13 protein-coding genes and 3 pseudogenes are annotated in these 18,775 nt (G+C 57.8%); 6 read left to right on the top strand and 10 right to left on the bottom strand.

Annotated elements, in window-relative coordinates:
* Nucleotides 1-55: 55 nt before the first annotated feature.
* The gene (locus FZF01_RS10250) at nucleotides 56-961 is read left to right on the top strand and encodes an acyltransferase (protein ID WP_150278071.1); all 906 of its coding nucleotides are present in this window, start codon (nucleotides 56-58) and stop codon (nucleotides 959-961) included.
* Between the two features lie 98 nt (nucleotides 962-1,059).
* Here the strand turns inward: FZF01_RS10250 and FZF01_RS10245 are convergent, their stop codons facing one another.
* The 5 genes and pseudogenes from FZF01_RS10245 to FZF01_RS10230 all read right to left on the bottom strand — a co-directional run bounded on the left by FZF01_RS10245 (nucleotide 1,060) and on the right by FZF01_RS10230 (nucleotide 8,044).
* The gene (locus tag FZF01_RS10245; RefSeq protein WP_150278070.1) at nucleotides 1,060-1,719 is read right to left on the bottom strand and encodes an OmpA family protein; all 660 of its coding nucleotides are present in this window, start codon (nucleotides 1,717-1,719) and stop codon (nucleotides 1,060-1,062) included.
* Nucleotides 1,720-1,930: 211 nt separating this feature from the next.
* A pseudogene (locus FZF01_RS19800) lies at nucleotides 1,931-2,125 on the bottom strand (response regulator transcription factor); the annotation flags it as partial.
* Nucleotides 2,126-2,278: 153 nt separating this feature from the next.
* Nucleotides 2,279-4,591 (bottom strand): annotated as a pseudogene (locus FZF01_RS10240) (AAA family ATPase); the annotation flags it as partial.
* Nucleotides 4,592-4,711: 120 nt separating this feature from the next.
* Entirely contained in the window at nucleotides 4,712-6,076 is a 1,365-nt protein-coding gene (locus FZF01_RS10235; RefSeq protein WP_150278068.1) for a DUF1329 domain-containing protein, read from the bottom strand.
* A gap of 285 nt (nucleotides 6,077-6,361) precedes the next feature.
* Nucleotides 6,362-8,044, bottom strand: a complete 1,683-nt coding sequence (locus FZF01_RS10230) for a fatty acid--CoA ligase (RefSeq protein ID WP_150278067.1) — start codon at nucleotides 8,042-8,044, stop codon at nucleotides 6,362-6,364.
* Nucleotides 8,045-8,260: 216 nt separating this feature from the next.
* Between FZF01_RS10230 and FZF01_RS10225 the strand changes: the two genes are divergently transcribed.
* Nucleotides 8,261-9,442 (top strand): acetyl-CoA C-acyltransferase, encoded by a 1,182-nt coding sequence (locus FZF01_RS10225; protein WP_150278066.1) that lies wholly within the window; start codon nucleotides 8,261-8,263, stop codon nucleotides 9,440-9,442.
* A 9-nt stretch (nucleotides 9,443-9,451) separates the two neighbouring features.
* Nucleotides 9,452-10,171: an SGNH/GDSL hydrolase family protein gene (locus tag FZF01_RS10220; protein ID WP_150278065.1), complete on the top strand. Its 720-nt coding sequence runs from the start codon at nucleotides 9,452-9,454 to the stop codon at nucleotides 10,169-10,171.
* Nucleotides 10,172-10,209: 38 nt separating this feature from the next.
* Here FZF01_RS10220 and FZF01_RS10215 read toward each other — a convergent pair whose 3' ends face one another.
* On the bottom strand, nucleotides 10,210-10,884 hold the full coding sequence (locus tag FZF01_RS10215; RefSeq protein ID WP_150278064.1) for a 7-cyano-7-deazaguanine/7-aminomethyl-7-deazaguanine transporter: 675 nt from the start codon (nucleotides 10,882-10,884) through the stop codon (nucleotides 10,210-10,212).
* 200 nt (nucleotides 10,885-11,084) lie between these two features.
* Here FZF01_RS10215 and gltS point away from each other — a divergent pair, with 200 nt between their 5' ends.
* Nucleotides 11,085-12,281, top strand: a complete 1,197-nt coding sequence (gltS, locus tag FZF01_RS10210) for a sodium/glutamate symporter (protein WP_150278063.1) — start codon at nucleotides 11,085-11,087, stop codon at nucleotides 12,279-12,281.
* Here gltS and FZF01_RS10205 read toward each other — a convergent pair.
* Both FZF01_RS10205 and FZF01_RS10200 read right to left on the bottom strand, forming a co-directional pair.
* Nucleotides 12,278-13,171: a prenyltransferase gene (locus tag FZF01_RS10205; protein ID WP_150278062.1), complete on the bottom strand. Its 894-nt coding sequence runs from the start codon at nucleotides 13,169-13,171 to the stop codon at nucleotides 12,278-12,280. The genes gltS and FZF01_RS10205 overlap by 4 nt on opposite strands.
* Nucleotides 13,172-13,261: 90 nt before the next feature.
* Nucleotides 13,262-14,227, bottom strand: coding sequence for a zinc-binding metallopeptidase family protein (locus tag FZF01_RS10200; RefSeq protein ID WP_150278061.1), 966 nt, complete (start codon nucleotides 14,225-14,227; stop codon nucleotides 13,262-13,264).
* Between the two features lie 130 nt (nucleotides 14,228-14,357).
* On the opposite strand from FZF01_RS10200, the gene FZF01_RS10195 reads away from it, so the two are divergent.
* Nucleotides 14,358-15,536 carry a magnesium transporter gene (locus FZF01_RS10195; protein WP_150278060.1) on the top strand — a complete coding sequence of 393 codons (1,179 nt, stop codon included), beginning with the start codon at nucleotides 14,358-14,360 and terminating at the stop codon, nucleotides 15,534-15,536.
* A gap of 2 nt (nucleotides 15,537-15,538) precedes the next feature.
* On the opposite strand, the gene FZF01_RS10190 is transcribed toward FZF01_RS10195, so the two are convergent.
* Nucleotides 15,539-17,071 carry a hypothetical protein gene (locus FZF01_RS10190; RefSeq protein ID WP_190325446.1) on the bottom strand — a complete coding sequence of 511 codons (1,533 nt, stop codon included), beginning with the start codon at nucleotides 17,069-17,071 and terminating at the stop codon, nucleotides 15,539-15,541.
* A gap of 275 nt (nucleotides 17,072-17,346) precedes the next feature.
* Between FZF01_RS10190 and FZF01_RS10185 the strand changes: the two genes are divergently transcribed.
* On the top strand, nucleotides 17,347-18,252 hold the full coding sequence (locus FZF01_RS10185; protein ID WP_150278058.1) for an SDR family oxidoreductase: 906 nt from the start codon (nucleotides 17,347-17,349) through the stop codon (nucleotides 18,250-18,252).
* 383 nt (nucleotides 18,253-18,635) lie between these two features.
* Here FZF01_RS10185 and FZF01_RS19575 read toward each other — a convergent pair.
* Nucleotides 18,636-18,775, bottom strand: a pseudogene (locus tag FZF01_RS19575) (type III PLP-dependent enzyme); the annotation flags it as partial.

Below are 18,775 nucleotides of genomic sequence, written 5' to 3'. Positions count from 1 at the left end.
AAATGACTCGATCGCCGGTTCATCTGGCCGGCGGTCCCTGAATGAGCACCCATTGATGCTGAGCTTTCTGCCTCACGCCCTCCGCGGCGCCCTGGCAACCCTGTTGCTGATAATCAACACGCTGCTATGCTTCAGCGTACTGTTTCCCATTGCCATGGTGAAACTGCTGCCCTTCCCTGCCCTGCAGGCGCTCTGCACCCGGGCGTTGATCCGGATCGCCGAATTCTGGATGCTGTGCAACAGTGGCTGGATGCGGCTTAGTGGCAACACTGATTGGGACGTACAGGGCGTCTCCCAGCTGGACTATGACGGCTGGTATCTGGTGACCAGCAATCACCAGAGCTGGGTCGACATCCTGGTACTGCAGCACAATCTCAATCGCCAGATGCCTATGCTCAAGTTCTTCCTCAAGCAGGAACTGATCTGGGTCCCGGTAATCGGTATCTGCTGGTGGGCGCTCGACTTTCCCTTCATGAAACGCTACAGCAAGGCCTATCTGGCCCGGCACCCGGAAAAAGCCGGGCAGGATGTGGCGACCACCCGCCGCGCCTGCGAGAAGTTCAAAACCACTCCGGTCGCTATCTTCAATTTTCTTGAAGGCACCCGTCTGACCCCCGCCAAACACGCCGAACAGAACTCGCCTTTCCGTTATCTGCTGCGCCCCAAGTCGGGGGGTATCGCCTTTGTGCTTGATGCCATGGGTTCGCAGTTGCGCTCATTGGTGGATGTCACCATCCACTATCCCGATGGCAGTCCGACGTTCTGGGACCTGCTCAGCGGCCGAGTCAGAAAGGTCGTGATGCGCTGCGACCTGAAACCCATACCCCCGGAATTTCTGGGTCGCGACTATCAGAACGATAGTGCTTTCCGCGAAGCCTTCCAGGCCTGGGTCAACGAGCTGTGGGCTGAGAAAGACCAGCAGCTCGAGAGGCTGCACGACCAGTATCCAGCTGACCAGTAGCCCGGGAATTCACACAAAAAAAACGCAGCCAGATGGCTGCGTTTTTTTCATGGTCTTCTATCAACCTGCTTGCGCAGACAGATAAGGCCATAAGTCAATTACCGCTGCAGGGGCCGCAGGTTGATTTCCACACGGCGGTTCTGCGCACGACCATCAGTAGTGTCGTTGCTCGCGATCGGCTGGCTAGGGCCAACGCCCGTTGCACTGATACGCGCACCGGCAACACCGTTGTTAGCGAGATAGGATGCAACGCTCTGCGCGCGTTCACGGGACAGACGCATATTCAGGTCATTGCTACCGGTGCTGTCAGTGTGACCAACGATCTCGACACCATTCTTGTCGAATTCCTGGAATACCTTGACCAGCGAATTAAGGGTGGGATAGAAGCTGCTGGAAATGTCAGACGAACCGCTGGCAAAGGTGATGTTGCCTGGCATGACCAGCTGCAGGTTCTCGCCATTGCGCACAACCTGCACACCGGTACCGCGCAATTCCTGACGCAAACGGGCTTCCTGCTGGTCCACGTAGTAGCCATAACCAGCACCCGCGGCGCCACCAACAGTCGCACCGATCAAGGCACCCTTGGCGCGGTCATCGCTACCGGAAGTCGCAGCACCAATAGCAGCGCCGGCTGCCGCACCACCCAGGCCGTAGATTGCAGATTTGCCGCTTTCACGCTCACCCGTGTAGGGATTGGTAGTACAACCCGCCAGCAGCAGCGTGCTCAGACCCGCAACAACCATCATTTGCTTCTTCATGTATAGATTCCTTTTTCTTCAAAACACGTGGTGACAGATTAGCACACGCCTTCAAAGACACACTGGCGTGCGCGGCAAGCTTTGTGCTGCCAATCAAACTCTGTGGGAGAAACGTGACCTGGGTATCACCGTAGTGACGAGTATCAATTGCTGAGCCATAAGACCGCACTCTGATGCGCACTGCAAGACAATTACCTGATCCGGGGTCGGCCTACCCAAGCAGACCCAGCAACTTGCCCTGAGCTACCGCCTGCGTACGACGCGCCACGCCGAGTTTGTGATTGATGCGCCGCGCATGACTTTTTACCGTATGCAGTGAAATAAACAGGGCTTCACTGATCTGCTGATTAGAGTGCCCGCGCGCTATACACTCCAACACCGCGAGCTCCCGACTGCTCAGAGGCTCGACCAGTCCAGACTCCGGGGCCTGGCTGGCCATCGGCAGTTTCTCCTGCAGCCGTAACTTCAACCGGGAAGGGGGCGCGTTCTGGAGGGTGCGCTGGACCAGCACAGGCATGTGCGAGATCAGGGGCAGGAATGGGCCCACGATTGTATCGTCGGCAGCCCAGACGATGGCCCTGAGCAACAGTTGTTGAGCCTGGGCGCGTCGCTGGCTACGACCCAGCATCTGCACCAACTGCGTCATGACAGACAACGCCTGCAAGCGCTCACCCTGCAGTTGCAGGCGCTCCAGGACTTGCCACAGCAGGGCCTCGGCCTGCCGCTGCTCACCCCTGCCCCACAACAGTCGAGCGTATACCCGCTCGATCACCACAGGCAGCACATGGAAAAAGCTCGGCGGTGCAGCCGGCTCTTCAAGACAGTAAGTCTGGCGCAGCCGCGGCAGCCACTGCTCGGCCAGCTCCTGCCGCCCGGCGCTGATCCACAGATCGCTCTTCAGCGCCGTGCCCCAGCCGAGATAGAAAACCGGCGGAACATCCCACTGGTGCATCAAACGCTCAGCCTCAGCCAGCAGCTCGAAGGCCTGGTTGAAACCATCACGCCGACGCGCCTCAATGCCTGCCAACAGACAATAGCCTGGCAAAACATGGATATCTCGACAGCTCCTAGCCTCATCAATACCCTGCCGAACCTCACGCCGAGCGGCTTCAGAGTCGCCAAGCTGACCGACATAATAACCATGCAGGATCGTCAGCCGTGCCCGAATCGCCAGGCCCTGGGGGTAATCCAGCTTATTAAGCACTTCAAGCTGTTGACCGAGCATCCGGCAAGCGCGGGCCACTTGCCCACGGGCTTGCAGCAACCGCGCACGTACCAGTACCACCTGCGCCTCGAACAACACATTCGCGCTACGCTGAGCGAGCTCCAGCGCGGTTCTGGCCCAGCCCCGGGACGCGTCGATATTTTCTTCGCACAACGCAATATCAGCGAGGGTCAACATCGACATAAGTTGACTACCGACATCCTCGCTATTCAGACACTGCAGACTGTGCTGGGCACACTGGGATGCCTCGCCCAGATCCCCGGCAGCTCTGGCGACATAACTTTGCAGGGCCAGCGCCTGCCCCAGCAGCCTGCGCTGGCTTGCAGCGTCGGGTTGCGGCAGAAAAAAGGCCAGGCGGGCAAGCATGACGCGAGCATCCTCCAACTGACAGGCCAGCGCCAGCGTCCAGCCATGCACCAGCACCAGACGGGCAGAACTGCCTTGCAAGACGCGCGGCAGGATTGCCTTCCAGCGCAGCAGCGTACTCACATGCTGCTCGGCAAGCAGTTGATCGAGAGGCAGGTGCTGCGCCAGCGCCGCAGCCTCATCCGGACGTTCTGCGGCCAGCGCCTGCTCGACCGCATCAGCAATACGGCCATGTTCGCGGAACCAGTCACAAGCTCGCAAATGCACCCCCTGACGGGCAGGAAGCCCCTGCGCGGCACCCCGCTGTCGAAGCACATCACAGAACAGATGATGAAAGCGATACCAGGTGCTCTGACGGTCCAGGGGCACCAGAAAAACCTGATGTTCCAACAGCCAGTCAATGATTACCCGGCTGTCACTGGCATTACGCACCTGATCGCACAGCTCGGGAGTGAAGTGGTCGAGCCAGATAATCTGTGACAGAAACTCCTGCACGTGAACGGGCTGCCCCCCGATCACCTCCTCCAGCAGATACTCCTGTACCAGCTGCTCTTCACTCACCGTCGCCTGCGGTTCTCCAGATCCGGCCGTAAGCGCAAGTAGCCGCAGCCCCGCAAACCAACCCTCATTACGTTCGATACGCTGGCGGAGCCACTGCCGATCGGCAACGTCGACTCCTGCCCGCTCGAGAAAGATCCGGGCACACTCCGGCGGCAGCCGCAGTTGTCGCTCGTCCAGCTCCAGGACCTGATTGGCCAGGCGCATGCGCCCGAGAGGCCAAGTAGGGCGACCTCGGCTGGTAATCAGGACCTGGAAAGAGGCCGGCAGGCGCTCGAAAAGGAGCGCGCACAGGCTGTCGGTGGCCGCGTTGCGGGCAAGATGATAATCGTCGAGAATCAACAGCACGGACTGTTGAGACAGATTATGCCGTTCCAGTTCGCTTACCAGGCAGGCTATCAGCGGCTCGATTGCCAGCGGTTGATGCGTCTGCTGCTGCGCCAGCAGCGCAAGCTCGGCCGCACCCACCCCGGGAAACAGGGCCTGCAAGGCCTCTATCAGGCTGCGCAGCATTTGTGCGGGCGCAGCATCACGGCGCTCCAGCGCAAGCCAAGCAGATAACCAGAGATCAGGGAGTTGTTCGGCCACTTCAGCGGCGAGCGTACTCTTGCCGGCACCGGCAGGTGCGCAGATCAGCACCACACGACATTGGGCCGCGTCCTGGATCAGGCGGACAAGTTCAGGTCTGGGCAGATGGTCAGCCGGCAACGGGGGCCGGAACATCTTGCCTGGGGAGGAAATGGCAACGTGCATGCCACCAAGTCTAGCGGGATGTGCCTGGAGATATATTGTCGATTTGTAACGAACCGGGCCATAGCGTTTGGCTACAGCCCGGGGCGGTTACTAGCGAACGCCAGCCTGACGCAGAGCAGCCGGCGTGAAGTCTGACGAGCTTGCGCTGTGCTGATAATTATAATCCTGAGCTTCTTCGTTATTCAGGCCCATGACCAGATAGCGACCAGCCAGTACGTCATACAGCGTTTCGGCAGCAAAACCCGGCACCTGATCCTTGTAGCGATGCAGAGCATGGGCTTCGGCTACGCGCCACATGGTGTCACGTCCGTCATAATGGTCGATATGCGCAGCCTGCCAGGAGTCCTCGTCAATAAACATGTGACGCTTGGCATAGATGTGGCGTTGATCCGGCTTGACCGTTGCCTCGACTTCCCACACGCGGTGAAGCTCATAGCGGGTCAGATCGGGGTTCAGGTGACCGGCCTGGATGATGTCGCTGTACTCATGCTCCGGCGAACCCAGGTTGTAGCTGTTATAGGCAATGTACATTTCCTTCTTGCCCTTGAGCTCCCAGTTATAGCGGTCAGGTGCACCGTTATACATGTCCAGGTTGTCAGAGGTACGCATGCCATCGGCAGCAGTACCCGGGCCATCATAGGAAACCTGAGGAGCGCGGCGTACACGGCGCTGACCGGCGTTGTAGATCCACGCAGTGCGGGGCGTATCCACCTGATTGATGGTCTCGTGGACCAGCAGCACGTTACCGGCGAGACGGCTCGGGTCGGTCACCTGCTGTTTGAAGTAATAAAGGATGTTATCCATGGTGCCCGGAGTGAAATCACTCAGGCCCTGCGGAATAACATAGTCTTCGTTAAAACGTACTATGGTGTAGCTGCCGTTTGTCTGTGGGGTCGCCTGCACGATGATGCGCTGCAGTGACTCGCCACGGAAACGGGTAATGTGGTTCCAAACAGCTTCCAGACCATTGGTCGGAATCGGGAAAGCGATGGCCAGACGGTAATTTTCCAAGCCGTCACCACCGGCAACCAACTTGGTGTTGGCAGCGTTGTCGCGTGCTGCACTGTAGACCGAATCAGGCATGGAAACACTGCGGCGGCTTTCAAAAACCGGCATACGGAAAGTTTCGGGATAACGCTTGAACATCGCTACCTGGCCAGGGGCAAGATTGTCGGCATACTGCTCATAGTTCTCTGCAGTAATGACAAACAGCGGCTGGTCATCGGTGAAGGGGTTGGATGCAAAACCGTCGGCCCCTACAGGAGCTGCATCAGTTGCCAGGCCACCAGTCCACTCCGGGATAGTGCCTGCAGCGTTTCCTGCTTTCTCTGCACCAACCGGCGTCAGTGTATTGCCCAGCGATGCAACCTGCTCGGGCGTCGCGGCTGCCATACCGGCTGAACTGAAAGCCAGCAGGGAGACCGCCAATGCGGATTGTCTGAAATTAGGTTTCATAGTTGTTCTGCCTTGCCTGTGGCCAGGAATCTAACCCCGACCGGTTGAAGGGTGCCATCGCCGTGAAGCACAGCGTATGCAGCCGCGCACTCTACCCGAGCGCGTGCCGTGGTGAGACCGTCCAAAGTATGAATCTGCCAGGCAGACATACCGCAGAACCTCACCGCTTATAGGCATGAAACCCACCCTTCATGCCGAAGAAGCAGTCTTGAAGACTGCCTCCCCGACCGACAAAGACGCCACGACCAGACCGATGTTACCGGCCAGCCGCAACCCTGAAAACGCTTACAGCGTAGACAGGAAGGGGGCTTCAGCCTCTTGCCATTTGACAATCTCGCCGCGAATCAGTTTCTTGTCGAGCTTGCCAACACTGGTTTTGGGTATTTCGGTAACACACGCAATCTGGTTAGGAATGGCCCACTTGTTGATGCGGCCCTCCTCGGCATAGGGCTTGAGGTGATCACGCAAAATGCGTGCGTCCATCTCTTTACCGTCATGGGCCACGATCAGCGCAAAGGGACGCTCATCCCATTGGGGGTCAGGCACGCCCACCACGGCCACTTCCTTCACCGCAGGGCTCTGGCTAATCAGATCTTCCAGCTCAAGGGAGGAAATCCACTCGCCACCTGTCTTGATCACATCCTTGATACGGTCACGAATCTCGATAGCGCCCATCGCATCAATGGCTGCCACGTCACCGGTATGCATCCAACCATGGGACCACAGTTCCTGGCTCTTTTCCGGCTCGCGGAAATAGCCTTGGGTCAGCCAGGGTGCGCGCAAAACCAGCTCGCCCTGGGTCTTGCCATCGTGGGGCAGGAAACCGCCCTGCGGGTCCATCAAACGCGCTTCAACAAAGGGTACCGGGATACCGGCCTTGATGCGGTAGGCCGCGCGATCGTCTTCAGTACCCTGCTCCAGCTCCAGGTTGATGTAGCCACTGGAGATCAGGGGACAGGTCTCGGACATGCCGTAGGCTGCTGACAACACCATGCCCTTCTTCTTGGCCGCCTCATACAGGCTGCGGTTCAGCGCGCTGCCACCAATAATCACGCGCATACCGCCAAAATCCATATCCTTGGCACCATCAGCGTTAAGCACCATCTGCAAAATGGTCGGTACGCAATGGGAGAAGGTCACCTTTTCTTCGCGGATCAGCTTGCAGAGCATTTCCGGCTCATAACGGCCCGGATAGACCTGCTTGGTGCCCAGCAGCGTCGCAGTGTAAGGAATACCCCATGCATGCACGTGGAACATGGGTGTAATCGGCATGTACACATCGCGGTTGCCAAACAGGCGCACGCTATCCAGTCCACCCATGGTCGACGCCTGAGTCAGGGTGTGCAAAACCAGTTGGCGGTGGGTGAAATACACGCCCTTCGGATTGCCTGTAGTGCCAGTGGTGTAGAAGGTCGTTGCGACAGAATTCTCGTCGAATTCAGGGAAATCGTACGTCGGTTCGGCCGCAGCCAGCAACTCTTCGTACTCGCCCACCAGATCAGGGAGCTCGGCAGTCTTTTCCTGTCCATCGGTCAAGAGAATGGTTTTCTTGACAGTGGTCAGATCACCTTCAATGGCCTTATAAATAGGCACAAATTCACTATTGACCAGCACGAAAATGTCTTCGGCATGATTCATGGTGTACAGAATCTGATCGGGCGACAACCGGATATTGATGGTGTGCAATACAGCGCCGATCATCGGGATAGCGAACATGCATTCCAGGTAACGGTTGCTGTCCCAATCCATCACTGCGACGGTGTCGCCCGCCTTGACGCCCGCATTGGTCAGAGCATTGGCGAGCCTGCAGACCCGCTGATTGAGAGTGGCGTAGTCATACCGGCTGATGTCGCGGTAGACGATTTCCTGGGTGCGCTCATAGCGCTGACCGGATAGCAGAATATTCTTGATCAGCAACGGCGTAGCATGCGCCTCGTCCGTCGGTTTGATGACACGGGTATTGAGCATTGTAATGACCTGTATTGTTGGGCTTGTCTGGTCTGGATGCGGCCTTGGGCCAAGCATGCCTTTACTATAGCCAAGTTTGTCCCCGGCTACCTATCCCTCCTAAGTATGAACCTGGCCACACTTATCCAGCGAGTATACTTAGCAGGTATAATGTTGCAATCAGGTCGATAGATGACCCTGCCATCAAAGTCAGTCATTATTTTTCAGGAGCACAGCATGTCCGATAATCACATTGTCATCGTCAGTGGCGCGCGCACCCCAATGGGTGGCTTTCAGGGCAGCCTGGCCAGCGTAGCTGCCGTGGATCTGGGTGCATTGGCGATTCGTGAAGCCGTCAGCCGCGCCGGCATCCAGCCCACTGATGTGGAAGAGGTGATCATGGGCTGCGTGTTGCCCGCAGGCCTCAAGCAGGGCCCCGCCCGTCAGGCAAGCCTGAATGCCGGCCTGCCCGCCGCGACCGGCTGCACTACCATCAACAAGCTGTGTGGTTCGGGCATGAAAGCCGTGATGCTGGCCCACGATCTGCTCAAGGCAGGCACCAACAAGATCATGGTCGCCGGCGGAATGGAAAGCATGTCCAATGCCCCCTACCTGCTTGAAAAGGCTCGCGGCGGCATGCGCATGGGCCACGGCGAAATCAAGGATCACATGTTCATGGATGGCCTGGAAGACGCCCGCACCGGCCGCTTGATGGGTTCTTTTGCGCAGGAAACCGCAGACAAGAACGGCATTACCCGTGAGGAAATGGACGCCTACGCCATCGAGTCACTGACCCGCGCAAAAAAGGCAATCGACAACGGCTCGCTGGATAGCGAAATCGTACCCGTCACGGTCACCAGCCGCAAAGGCGAAACCGTGGTAAAGGACGACGAGCAGCCGCATAACGCCAATATCGACAAGATCCCCGGCCTGCGCGCCGCCTTCGGCAAGGACGGCACCATCACCGCCGCCAACGCCAGCTCGATTTCCGACGGCGCCAGCGCCCTGGTATTGATGACTGCAGCCGAAGCTGAAAAGCGTGGCTTGCAGCCACTGGCCCGCATCGTTGGCCATGCGACCCAGAGCCAGGACCCGAGCGAGTTCACCACTGCCCCGGTCGGCGCGCTGCGCAACCTGTTCGACAAGACCGGCTGGAAAAAAGACGAAGTGGATCTGTTCGAGATCAACGAAGCCTTCGCCATGGTCACCATGTTGGCTATGCGCGAGCACGATCTGGACCACGCCAAGGTGAATATCTTTGGGGGCGCCTGCGCCCAGGGCCATCCGGTTGGCTCCACCGGCTCGCGGATCATCGTCACGCTGATCAACGCCCTGCAGAAAACCGGCGGCAAGCGTGGTGTTGCAGCGCTGTGCATTGGTGGTGGTGAGGCAACAGCAGTAGCGGTCGAGCTGGCCTGACCAAACCCGATGCATTTGCCCTTCTGGTTGGTCACTGCAGTGCTCGCGCCTGTTCTGCTCTACCAGGGCAGGCGGACGCGGCGCATAACCCCGCGTTTACCTGACGGCAGCGGAACTCCAGGCGGGCAGTACGGCGAGGGCACGCCTGAGCGGCGCATACTCGTACTGGGCGAGTCCACGGCGGCCAGCGTCGGTGTCGCCACTCATGACCAGGGCCTGGCCAGTCAGCTGGCTCGGCTGATCCACCAGCACTCAGCGAGCACGACCGCCTGGCACACCTTCGGGGTAAATGGCATTCGCCTGCAAGCACTCAACGGCGCGCTGGTAAAGGCGGAGCTTCCGCCCGCAGATCTCGTGCTCCTGAGCATGGGGGTCAACGATGCTACGGGATTCACATCCCGAAATCGTTTCCGCCAACAGCTGATTGCCCTGCGTCAGATGCTGGCAGCGCGCTACTCGGCGCCCCTGGTGCTACTCGGCGTGCCACCCATGCATTCGTTTACCGCCCTGCCTTCACCGTTACGCCAGGTCATGGGCTGGCGTGCCCGACAGCTGGATGACGTATACGCCCGGTTGGCCCACGAGAGAACGGGTGACTTTATTCATCTGCGCTACCCACTGGTAACCGACCCCGATCTGCTTGCCTCGGACGGTTATCACCCCGGCCTGAAGGGGTATCGGCATATTGCCGAGGCACTGATGCAAGAAGGAATAGATCTGCTTCACTGACCCGCGCAGATCACCCGTGGGCGACCTTGCCTGGCACCTCAGCCATTCTTGCCGAGAACAGGCCCTGGCCCGAGCGCCTTTGCCGGCAGCATCCGCACAATCCAGCTCAGCAGCATCCCGTACAGCGGCACGAACAATACCAGGCTGATAATCAGCTTGATCGCATAGTCGACCGTGGCAATCTCGACCCAGTTGGCGGCCATGAACGGATCGTCGCTATGCCAGAACGCCACCGAGAAGAACAGGTAGGTATCCAGCAGATTACCGATCACGGTCGATGCTGCCGGGGCGATCCACCACTGGCGCAACTGACGCAGGCGATCGAATACCTGCACATCCAGCAACTGGCCCAGCGCATAGGCAAGAAAGCTCGCAACGGCGATGCGGAATACAAAGAGATTGAATTCTCCCAGCGCCGCCAGTTCACCAAAACGCGCCTCCTGGAACAGTACCGACACCACGTATGAAGCTACCAATGCGGGCAACATCACCCGGGCAATAACCCGCCGTGCGGCACCCTTGCCCATAAGCCGGACAGTCAGATCAGTCGCCAGAAAAATGAACGGGAAACTGAACGCTCCCCAGGTGGTGTGCCAGCCGAACAGGGTGACCGGCAACTGCACCAGGTAGTTGCTGACGATGATAATGAGGATGTGAAACGCGATAAGACCGGCCAGAACGGAGCGGCTGATCGTAGATGCTAGCAACGACATGGGATGTCCTTTTTGGGATGTAATGGGGTTAGGGAACCCATTGCCACAACCACTCTGGCTGCGTGCGGCCGGCATTCTAGCGCTTTGTCAGTCAAAAAGGTACCGATGCAGACGGGCGGTGTACTGCTTGATGACCCCCGTCAACTTATCTTCACGGCGGCTCTGCTAGTCTTACCGCCAGGCCCAGCCAGGACAGATCCATGGAAATAAACACGCCCGTTACCGTGGCGATCGCGATCATAGCGCTATGGATTGGATTTCATATCAATCGGCGAGTGGCCTTGCTGCATACCTACAATATCCCTCCCGCCGTTACCGGCGGCTTGCTGATCAGTGCGCTGGTCGCAGTGATCGAAGCCACTACCAGCCGGGACATACGTTTTGATCTTCAGTTACGAGATCTGCTGCTGATCACCTTCTTCGCCACCATTGGACTTTCCGCGCATCTACGGCAGATGCTGGAGGGCGGCAAGGCGTTGGCAATCATGCTCGGGCTGGCAATCGTTCTGCTGATATTCCAGAACCTGACCGGCACCCTTTTGGCACTTGTGGCTGGCGAAAGCCCCCTCCTCGGCCTGATTGGCGGGAGCGTTTCCCTTGCCGGCGGGCACGGTACAGCCATCACCTGGGGTCAGTTATTCGAAGAGCATTTTGGTCTGACCAACGCCAGCTCCATGGGCATGACCTTCGCCACCGCCGGCCTGATCATGGGCGGGTTGATTGGCGGTCCGGTGGGAGCCTGGCTTATTCGACGCAACAATCTGCATTCAGACGCCGCGCACGCCGAGATCCAGCATATCGAGTCCGGCAACAAGGTTACCTACATCATCGAATTGAACAGCGTGCTCACCGCTGTGTTGTTGATCGCCCTGTGTTTCGCCCTGGGCGCGACAATGTACGGCTGGCTATCGGGTGTTGGGGTTCGCTTGCCGGCATTCCTTACCGCCATGTTCCTGGGTATAGCACTTACCAACGGCCTGGAGTTGTTCAAGGTCACCATCGATCACAGACCCATACAGCTCGCGGGCGACTTGAGTCTGCAGCTATTTCTCGGTATGAGTCTGATCAGCCTGCCGCTGCTATCTCTGCAGGGCGCGCTTGGCATGATCAGCGTGGTCATGGTGATGCAGGCCGCTGTCATCACTCTGCTGACCATTTTTGTAGTCTTCCCGCTGCTGGGCCGCGACTATGACGCAGCCTGCATCAGCGCCGGCTTTATCGGCATGGGCCTGGGCGCGACGCCAATCGGTATCGCCAACATGAACGCACTGACCAACCGATTCGGGCCCAGTCCCAAGGCCTATCTGGTCATACCACTGCTAGGCGCCTTTTTCATCGACATCGCCAATGCCACGCTGGTGCAGCTGATTCTGAGTCTGGAGATGTTCCAGAGCTAACGACCAAGAACTAGCGTACTGGACAGAACCAGGGGTGTAACAACAGCCGCGAGCACATTCAAACCCAGATAGGGGCTTAATCGCTCGAGCTCATCTGCGTATCGGCGGGCACCTTCCCAAGCTACAAGCCCGGCCGCCGCAGGCACCAAGGCCAGCAGGGTTAGCGATGACAGGATTCCTGAGTCGACACTCAGCACAATAACAAGCATGGCCGCCGCCGCCATGAAACCGTATACACCGGTTGCAAACTCTACACCGTAGGCAATCGGCAAATGCCGCCGTCCGACCTGGCGGTCAGCCTCCAGATCTGGAAACTGGTTGAGCAACAACAGGTTATTCGCCAGAAAAAAAGGCACCAGTGACACAACAGCCGCACTCCCGCTGTACTGCCCAGTGAGCACGAAATGGGTACCCATCACCACTAGCGGACCAAAAGCGATACCCGGAGTTACAAGACACAGCCAGGGAAGCCTGTTCACCCACCGGGTATAGAACACAATAATGACCAGCCCCAGGATACCAATCGGGAGTATGGCTGCTCCAAACTGCGCCAGAAAATACAAACCAATCAAAACAACTGCCGCCAGGCATCCGCCGGCAGTCCAGCGCACCGCCATTGCCGCATCCGGCCACCTTATCAACGCGCCACTGCCACCACTAAAGGGCGTGCGCGAAGTAAGCGCATCCAGCCCGCTGCGGAAGTCCTGATACTCGTTGAGTGTGTTAACTGCAATATGCGCAGCCAGCGCGCCGATCATTGCCAGCCACAGGTTGGCCCAGAGCACCGGCTCAGTTCCTGCAAAGGCTGTTGCAACGCCCAGGAACACACAGCCTGGCGTCAGCACCAGAAAGGGTAACCGCATGGATTGGAACACGGCTTTGAGCGTCACCAGGCAACCTCGTCACTGAGATCCGAAGCGGACCCGTGGAATTTCAGCAACGATGTTACCGGAGGCTGGTGCAGGGGATATTGCTGCAGGTCAAAGACCCAAGGCACCTCGGCGCAACCAGTCGTGCACAAAGGCGAGCTTCTGACGCGCGTGGTCAGACAGCACAAAGGGATAAATATCTGACAGACCCATGGCACGATTGACGTGGTTTACGCCCACGGTCAGTGTCGCAGCAATGTGAATAAGTCGATCGGCATCCGGCTCCGAATAAGGGTCCCAGCCAGCATCAGGAATCTGCGGCGAGGAAAGGCCGGTGGCGACAAAGCTGTCTGCTATATCTGTCAGGTGGAGCAGATGCGCCGCCGTCTCGGCCCAATCTTCGTGGGGATGGGCCGACGCGTAGCTGGTCAGGTAATGCTCCTTCCAGTTCTCAGGAGGGCCGTTCGCATAGTGATATTGCAGCGCGCCAGGGTAGTCGATCATCACATCACCGAACATGCCCTGAAAGGCCTCCAGAAAGTCCTCGCGCAGGCTCAAACGCCACCAGAGCATGTGAGCAATCTCATGCCGCATATGGCCAATCATGGTGCGGTAGGGCTCTTCCAGTGCCTCACGGCGAGTAGTTACCAGCACAGGGTCCACCTCCGCCACACTGATCGTCACTACACCACCAGCGTGCCCCATGGGAACGGGTGTTGTACCTTCAGCCAGCAAATGAAACACCGGGCGAGCTCCTGGATCCTCTGGTCTGAACCAGTGCCAGCGCCCCAGATTATCCAGAGCCCAGCGCTTGGCAGCCTCGGTTTGTGCCCAGTTGGGAAGAGCATTGGCAATCGACGTATCCGGAGCCAGCTCTGTCATGCTGCAGGACCGGCAAAATTCGCCTTCGGCAGGTGCTATCCAGTTACAACCGATGATGTCGCGATTGGCACAAAAAGGTGGTGTGGGCAGAAATGCGCGCGCCTGCGGGTCGTACGCGACTGGCATACCCTCCGCCGTGGCAAGATTGTCGAACCACAGAGAGCCGGCGCCAACCGGATTGGAAAAAACACGCATAAGCGAGCTCCTGAAAAAGCGTTAGCTCTCAGCATGGACCCTGAGCCTGGAACTACAAGTTATTGATGCTCAATAAAACCGATGGAGCGCCTGCTATAGTCTGAATCAAACAGCGACAGCAGGCCGAGACATGTCACAGACAATGGGATTGACCGAGCGAATCGAACATATCCGCAAACTGCCCCCGCGGGATGCCGCCGAGGAGCTGGTCGGGCTGCCGGCGGACGATATCCAGTTCATTCTCGCGCGCCTGCCAACCGATCAGGCTATGCAGGTGGCCTCCCACTTGGGCGAAATCGCCGCTCCAGGGGACACCGCCACGCGCGTGGTGTTGTCCGGAATCGAAGAAACCATTGGCGAGCTGATGACCCCCGCCACAGCGACGCTCCCCTCCAGCTATACGGTTGCCGAAGCCTTGGCGTTCATGGTGAAAAGTGCAAACGTGGCCGAAATCAGCTACATATTCGTAGTCGAGGAAAACCGCCTGGTCGGGCTCGTGGGCATGCGCGATCTGATTCTCTCCAAGCCATCCGAAGCGCTGTCCAGCATCATGGTGCTTGAGCCATTCGCGTTTCATCAGAGCACACCCATCAAGAGCGCAGTCAGCGAAGTGCTCTACCGGCACTACCGCATCTATCCAGTGGTGGATGACCAGCAATGTGTGGTGGGCGAAGTGCGCGGCTGGAAACTCTATGAGCGCATTGTCTCCGAGCTCAGCACCCAGGCCGGCTCCCAATACGGTGTGGCAAAGGAGGAGCAGATCAATACGCCCGTACTGGCCGCCTTCCGGATGCGCCATCCGTGGCTACAGGTCAACCTGATTACCGCCTTTGCAGCGGCTTTTGTGGTGGGGATGTTCGAGGGCACCATCTCACAGATTGTCGCCCTCGCCGCCTTTCTGCCGGTGCTTGCCGGCCAGAGCGGCAACACCGGCTGCCAGGCACTGGCAATTACCCTGCGCGGCATAACGTTGGGCAAGATACAGGACTACCCGCTCAGGCAGTTGCTGCGCAAAGAGATACTACTAGGCGCCCTCAATGGCGCAGCGGTCGGGGTTATTGCCGGCACTGCAATGTTTGCCTATGCGCTTTTTACCGATTCTGCCAATCCGGCCATGCTCGGCTTCGTTATTTTTATCGCGATGATTGGCGCCTGCATGGCCAGCGGCATATTTGGGGTTGCCGTCCCCTTGCTGCTCAAACGCTTCGGCGCAGACCCGGCAACGGCCAGCAGCATTTTCCTGACCACTTTCACCGACATTATCGGTATGGGCTTGATGCTGTTCCTGGCGACCTCATTGGTGCTCTAGGGTTAGCCCTCGAACATCCTCTCAAAATCAGGATTGTTCTCTGCTTTGCAGGCGGCCCGGTCCATCTCGATCCTGCTCATCCGGGCTGTCAGCTCCTCAAGAAAACAGGCATCTACCCGTACCTCCGGCACCGTCAGTGACTCGGCAGAATAGTGCCCAGTAAACCCCGATAACGTCTTGTTGGTCAGCGTCTGTAGCGCAGTCACGGTCGGCATCTTGCCCTTGCCCTCGCAATGAAAACTGCCGGCCACACAGCGACAGTCCGGGCTCACATGATAGGAACCGATTCGCGTTTTGGCGGGCAGCCTGAGTATCGACCCGGGAATATCCCCGGCCAGTGTGGACCCGGGCTTGTAGGCGCCGTAAACAATGGCGCGTATCTCGACGCCGAAGGGATTGGACACATACCATTTCACGGGACTATAGGAGCTGAGCACCAACACCACAGGGTCAGCCGTCTTCTCCAGATTGACGATGGTCGTCATGTCCCGGGCGGAACTTTCGTACAGACCCGCATACAGCACCTGAAAGTCATCAAGCAGATTCGCCTGCAGGCGCATCTTGATCTGATCCATATCCAGATAAGTGACGCTGGAGTGTATGCCCACGCTGAACTCGGTCGTGTGCCAATTATTGACGTATTCCACCTCGATCTTGTGCTCACCGGGCTCAAACCGGTACAGGATCGACTGGTCCGATCCACCTTCGAACAACACTCGGCCATTGATCAGTATTCGTGTTTTCGACCAGCTCTGGCTGACAGTAAAGCTCATGACCTCCTGCTGCTTGAATTCGAGCATCCCCACCCAGTAACCGCCAAAATCACCCGATTCAATTCCGTGAAAATCATCACGTATATAGTTGATAGCTATGCCCCCGACGGACTCGGTTGCAATCACCTGGCGAGGCTGGTTGGTATTAATGTAGAACGCCTGAAAACCATCCTCTGGCAGCGCGCCAGAGGGATTTGCGTGCTCCCCCCAACTGGATTGGGCAGGACTCAGATCGGCTGCTGTTTTTATCGCTGAGGCATTGCGGTCCTCAACAGAAGCCGTTGATTTAACACTGTGTGGTTTCTGCACGGCCTCGCGTAAACGCTGCTTGCGGGCCTCGACATAGACGCTGTCTGCCCGAGTGCAGTCAAGCTGGTAACCGTACTCAAGGATCGATTTCTGATAGGTACAGTAACTGACAAATGCGTCGAACTGCCCCTGATAAACCGTCTCATCACCGTGCAGCAACTCTGGATAATGCCCGGTTCTATCAAAGTAGGACTCCACCTGTTGATATATATGACGTGACACTACGCCGCTGTTGATTGCCCGGTTGCGTTCGGTGCTCGATGCAGCGCGATAAGTATCGAGCCGCACCGCGCGCTCCTTGATGGCCTCGGTGGCCGCCACAGTATCCAGGTACTGCGTACCAATACGATCAAAGGTGCCCAATGCCAGCTCAAGCTCCCCGCGATCCCACTGCTGAATCGCCTGATTCAACAGCGTTCGCGCCGCTTTTTCAGAGTCAGCACAAGCAGCCACGACTGATACAAGCAAAAACGTTAATAAACACTTTTTAATCACAACAAGACCCTTGTGTTTTATGCACGCCTGCGCGGCGGGTTGAACGGTTCGGGAGGGATCTACCCCTTTTTCGCGGTCTGCACTTTGCAATTGGTTACCAAGCGTTGTTTCGCAAAGCGTGTCTCAGCGGCTTATGCTTGGCTATTCACCTTGCCCGTACCCCTTGCTGAATTTAAACAAGTGTTTAACACTGATAAACCTTTTTTCACCGCCCATATAGACAGGAGCATTTCATGAGCGATATTCGTTTTGACGACAAGGTCGTCATCGTAACCGGTGCCGGCGGCGGCATTGGCCGTGCCCACGCGCTGTTGTTCGCCAAGCACGGCGCCAAAGTTGTCGTCAACGATCTGGGTGGCAGCACCCAGGGCGAAGGCGCAAACAGCGAAGCAGCCCTCAAGGTTGTTGAAGAAATCAAGGCTGCAGGCGGTACTGCCGTTGCCAACCCGGACAACGTAATCGACGGTGAAAAAATCGTGCAGTGCGCGATGGATAACTTCGGTCGTGTGGACGTTGTGGTCAACAACGCGGGCATCCTGCGAGACAAGAGTTTTGCCAAGATGACCGACGCTGATTGGGATCTGGTCTACAAGGTTCACGTCGAAGGTGCCTACAAGGTAACCCACGCTGCCTGGCCCTACATGAAGGACAGCAATTTCGGTCGCATCATATTTACCGCTTCCACTTCCGGTATCTACGGTAACTTTGGCCAGGCCAACTACGGCATGGCCAAGCTGGGTCTGTACGGTCTGACCCGCACCCTGGCGATCGAAGGCCGCAAGAACAACATCTTCGTCAACGCGATTGCGCCGACTGGCGGCACGCGCATGACTGAAGGTCTGTTCCCGGAAGGTGCTTTCGACAAGCTCAAGCCTGAGCTGGTCAGCCCGCTGGTTGCATACCTCTGCTCGGAAGACAGCAAAGAGACCGGCAGCTTGTTTGAAGTCGGTGGCGGCTGGATGGGTAAGGTTCGCTGGGAGCGTTCGCTGGGTATTGGCTTCAACCCCGATGAAGGCTTCACGCCCGAAGACGTGGCTGCCAACTTCGAGAAGCTGTGCGACTTCGAAGGCGCTGTGCATCCGAAGGACAACATCGAGGCGCTGCGTGAGCTGATGGCTAATATTCAGAAGTTCAGCTGACCATAAAAGCCTCAAGCTACAAGCGGCAAGCTTTAAGCTGATTGTGGTTAGGTGGATCAAGAGCCCGTACTGTTTCGCAGTACGGGCTTTTTGGTTTCTGGCCGGCGGGGCCGGCTTTGTTCGAGGTGGAACTCGAACGTTCCCAGAGGCGGGGGCCGGTGTGAGGTGAAACTCGAACGTTCCCAGGGTTGGTGCTTATTGGGAATGTCGAGTTCCATCTTGACCAGCGGGGTCTCAGGAAGCATCTCTGGTGAAGTAAGACTAAGGCCCAACAAAGTGCCACTTTCGCCAGACAATAAAAAAGCCCGGCCCTGATATCAGGGCCAGGCTTTTGCACAAGCAGCTCGTCGCTTGCAGCTTGAAGCTTGCCGCTAAGCAACGCGTCAGATGTAGAACGCTTCCAGAGGCGGGAAGCCGTTGAATTCGATAGCGCTGTAGCTGGTGGTGTAGGCACCAGTAGAGAGCCAGTACATCCGATCGCCAATGGCCAAGTTCAGCGGCAGGCCGTATTTGTAGCTTTCGT

This window comes from Halopseudomonas salina (assembly GCF_008641105.1).
Note: the sequence above shows the minus strand (reverse complement) of the source record. Positions and strands in the feature narration are given on the sequence as shown.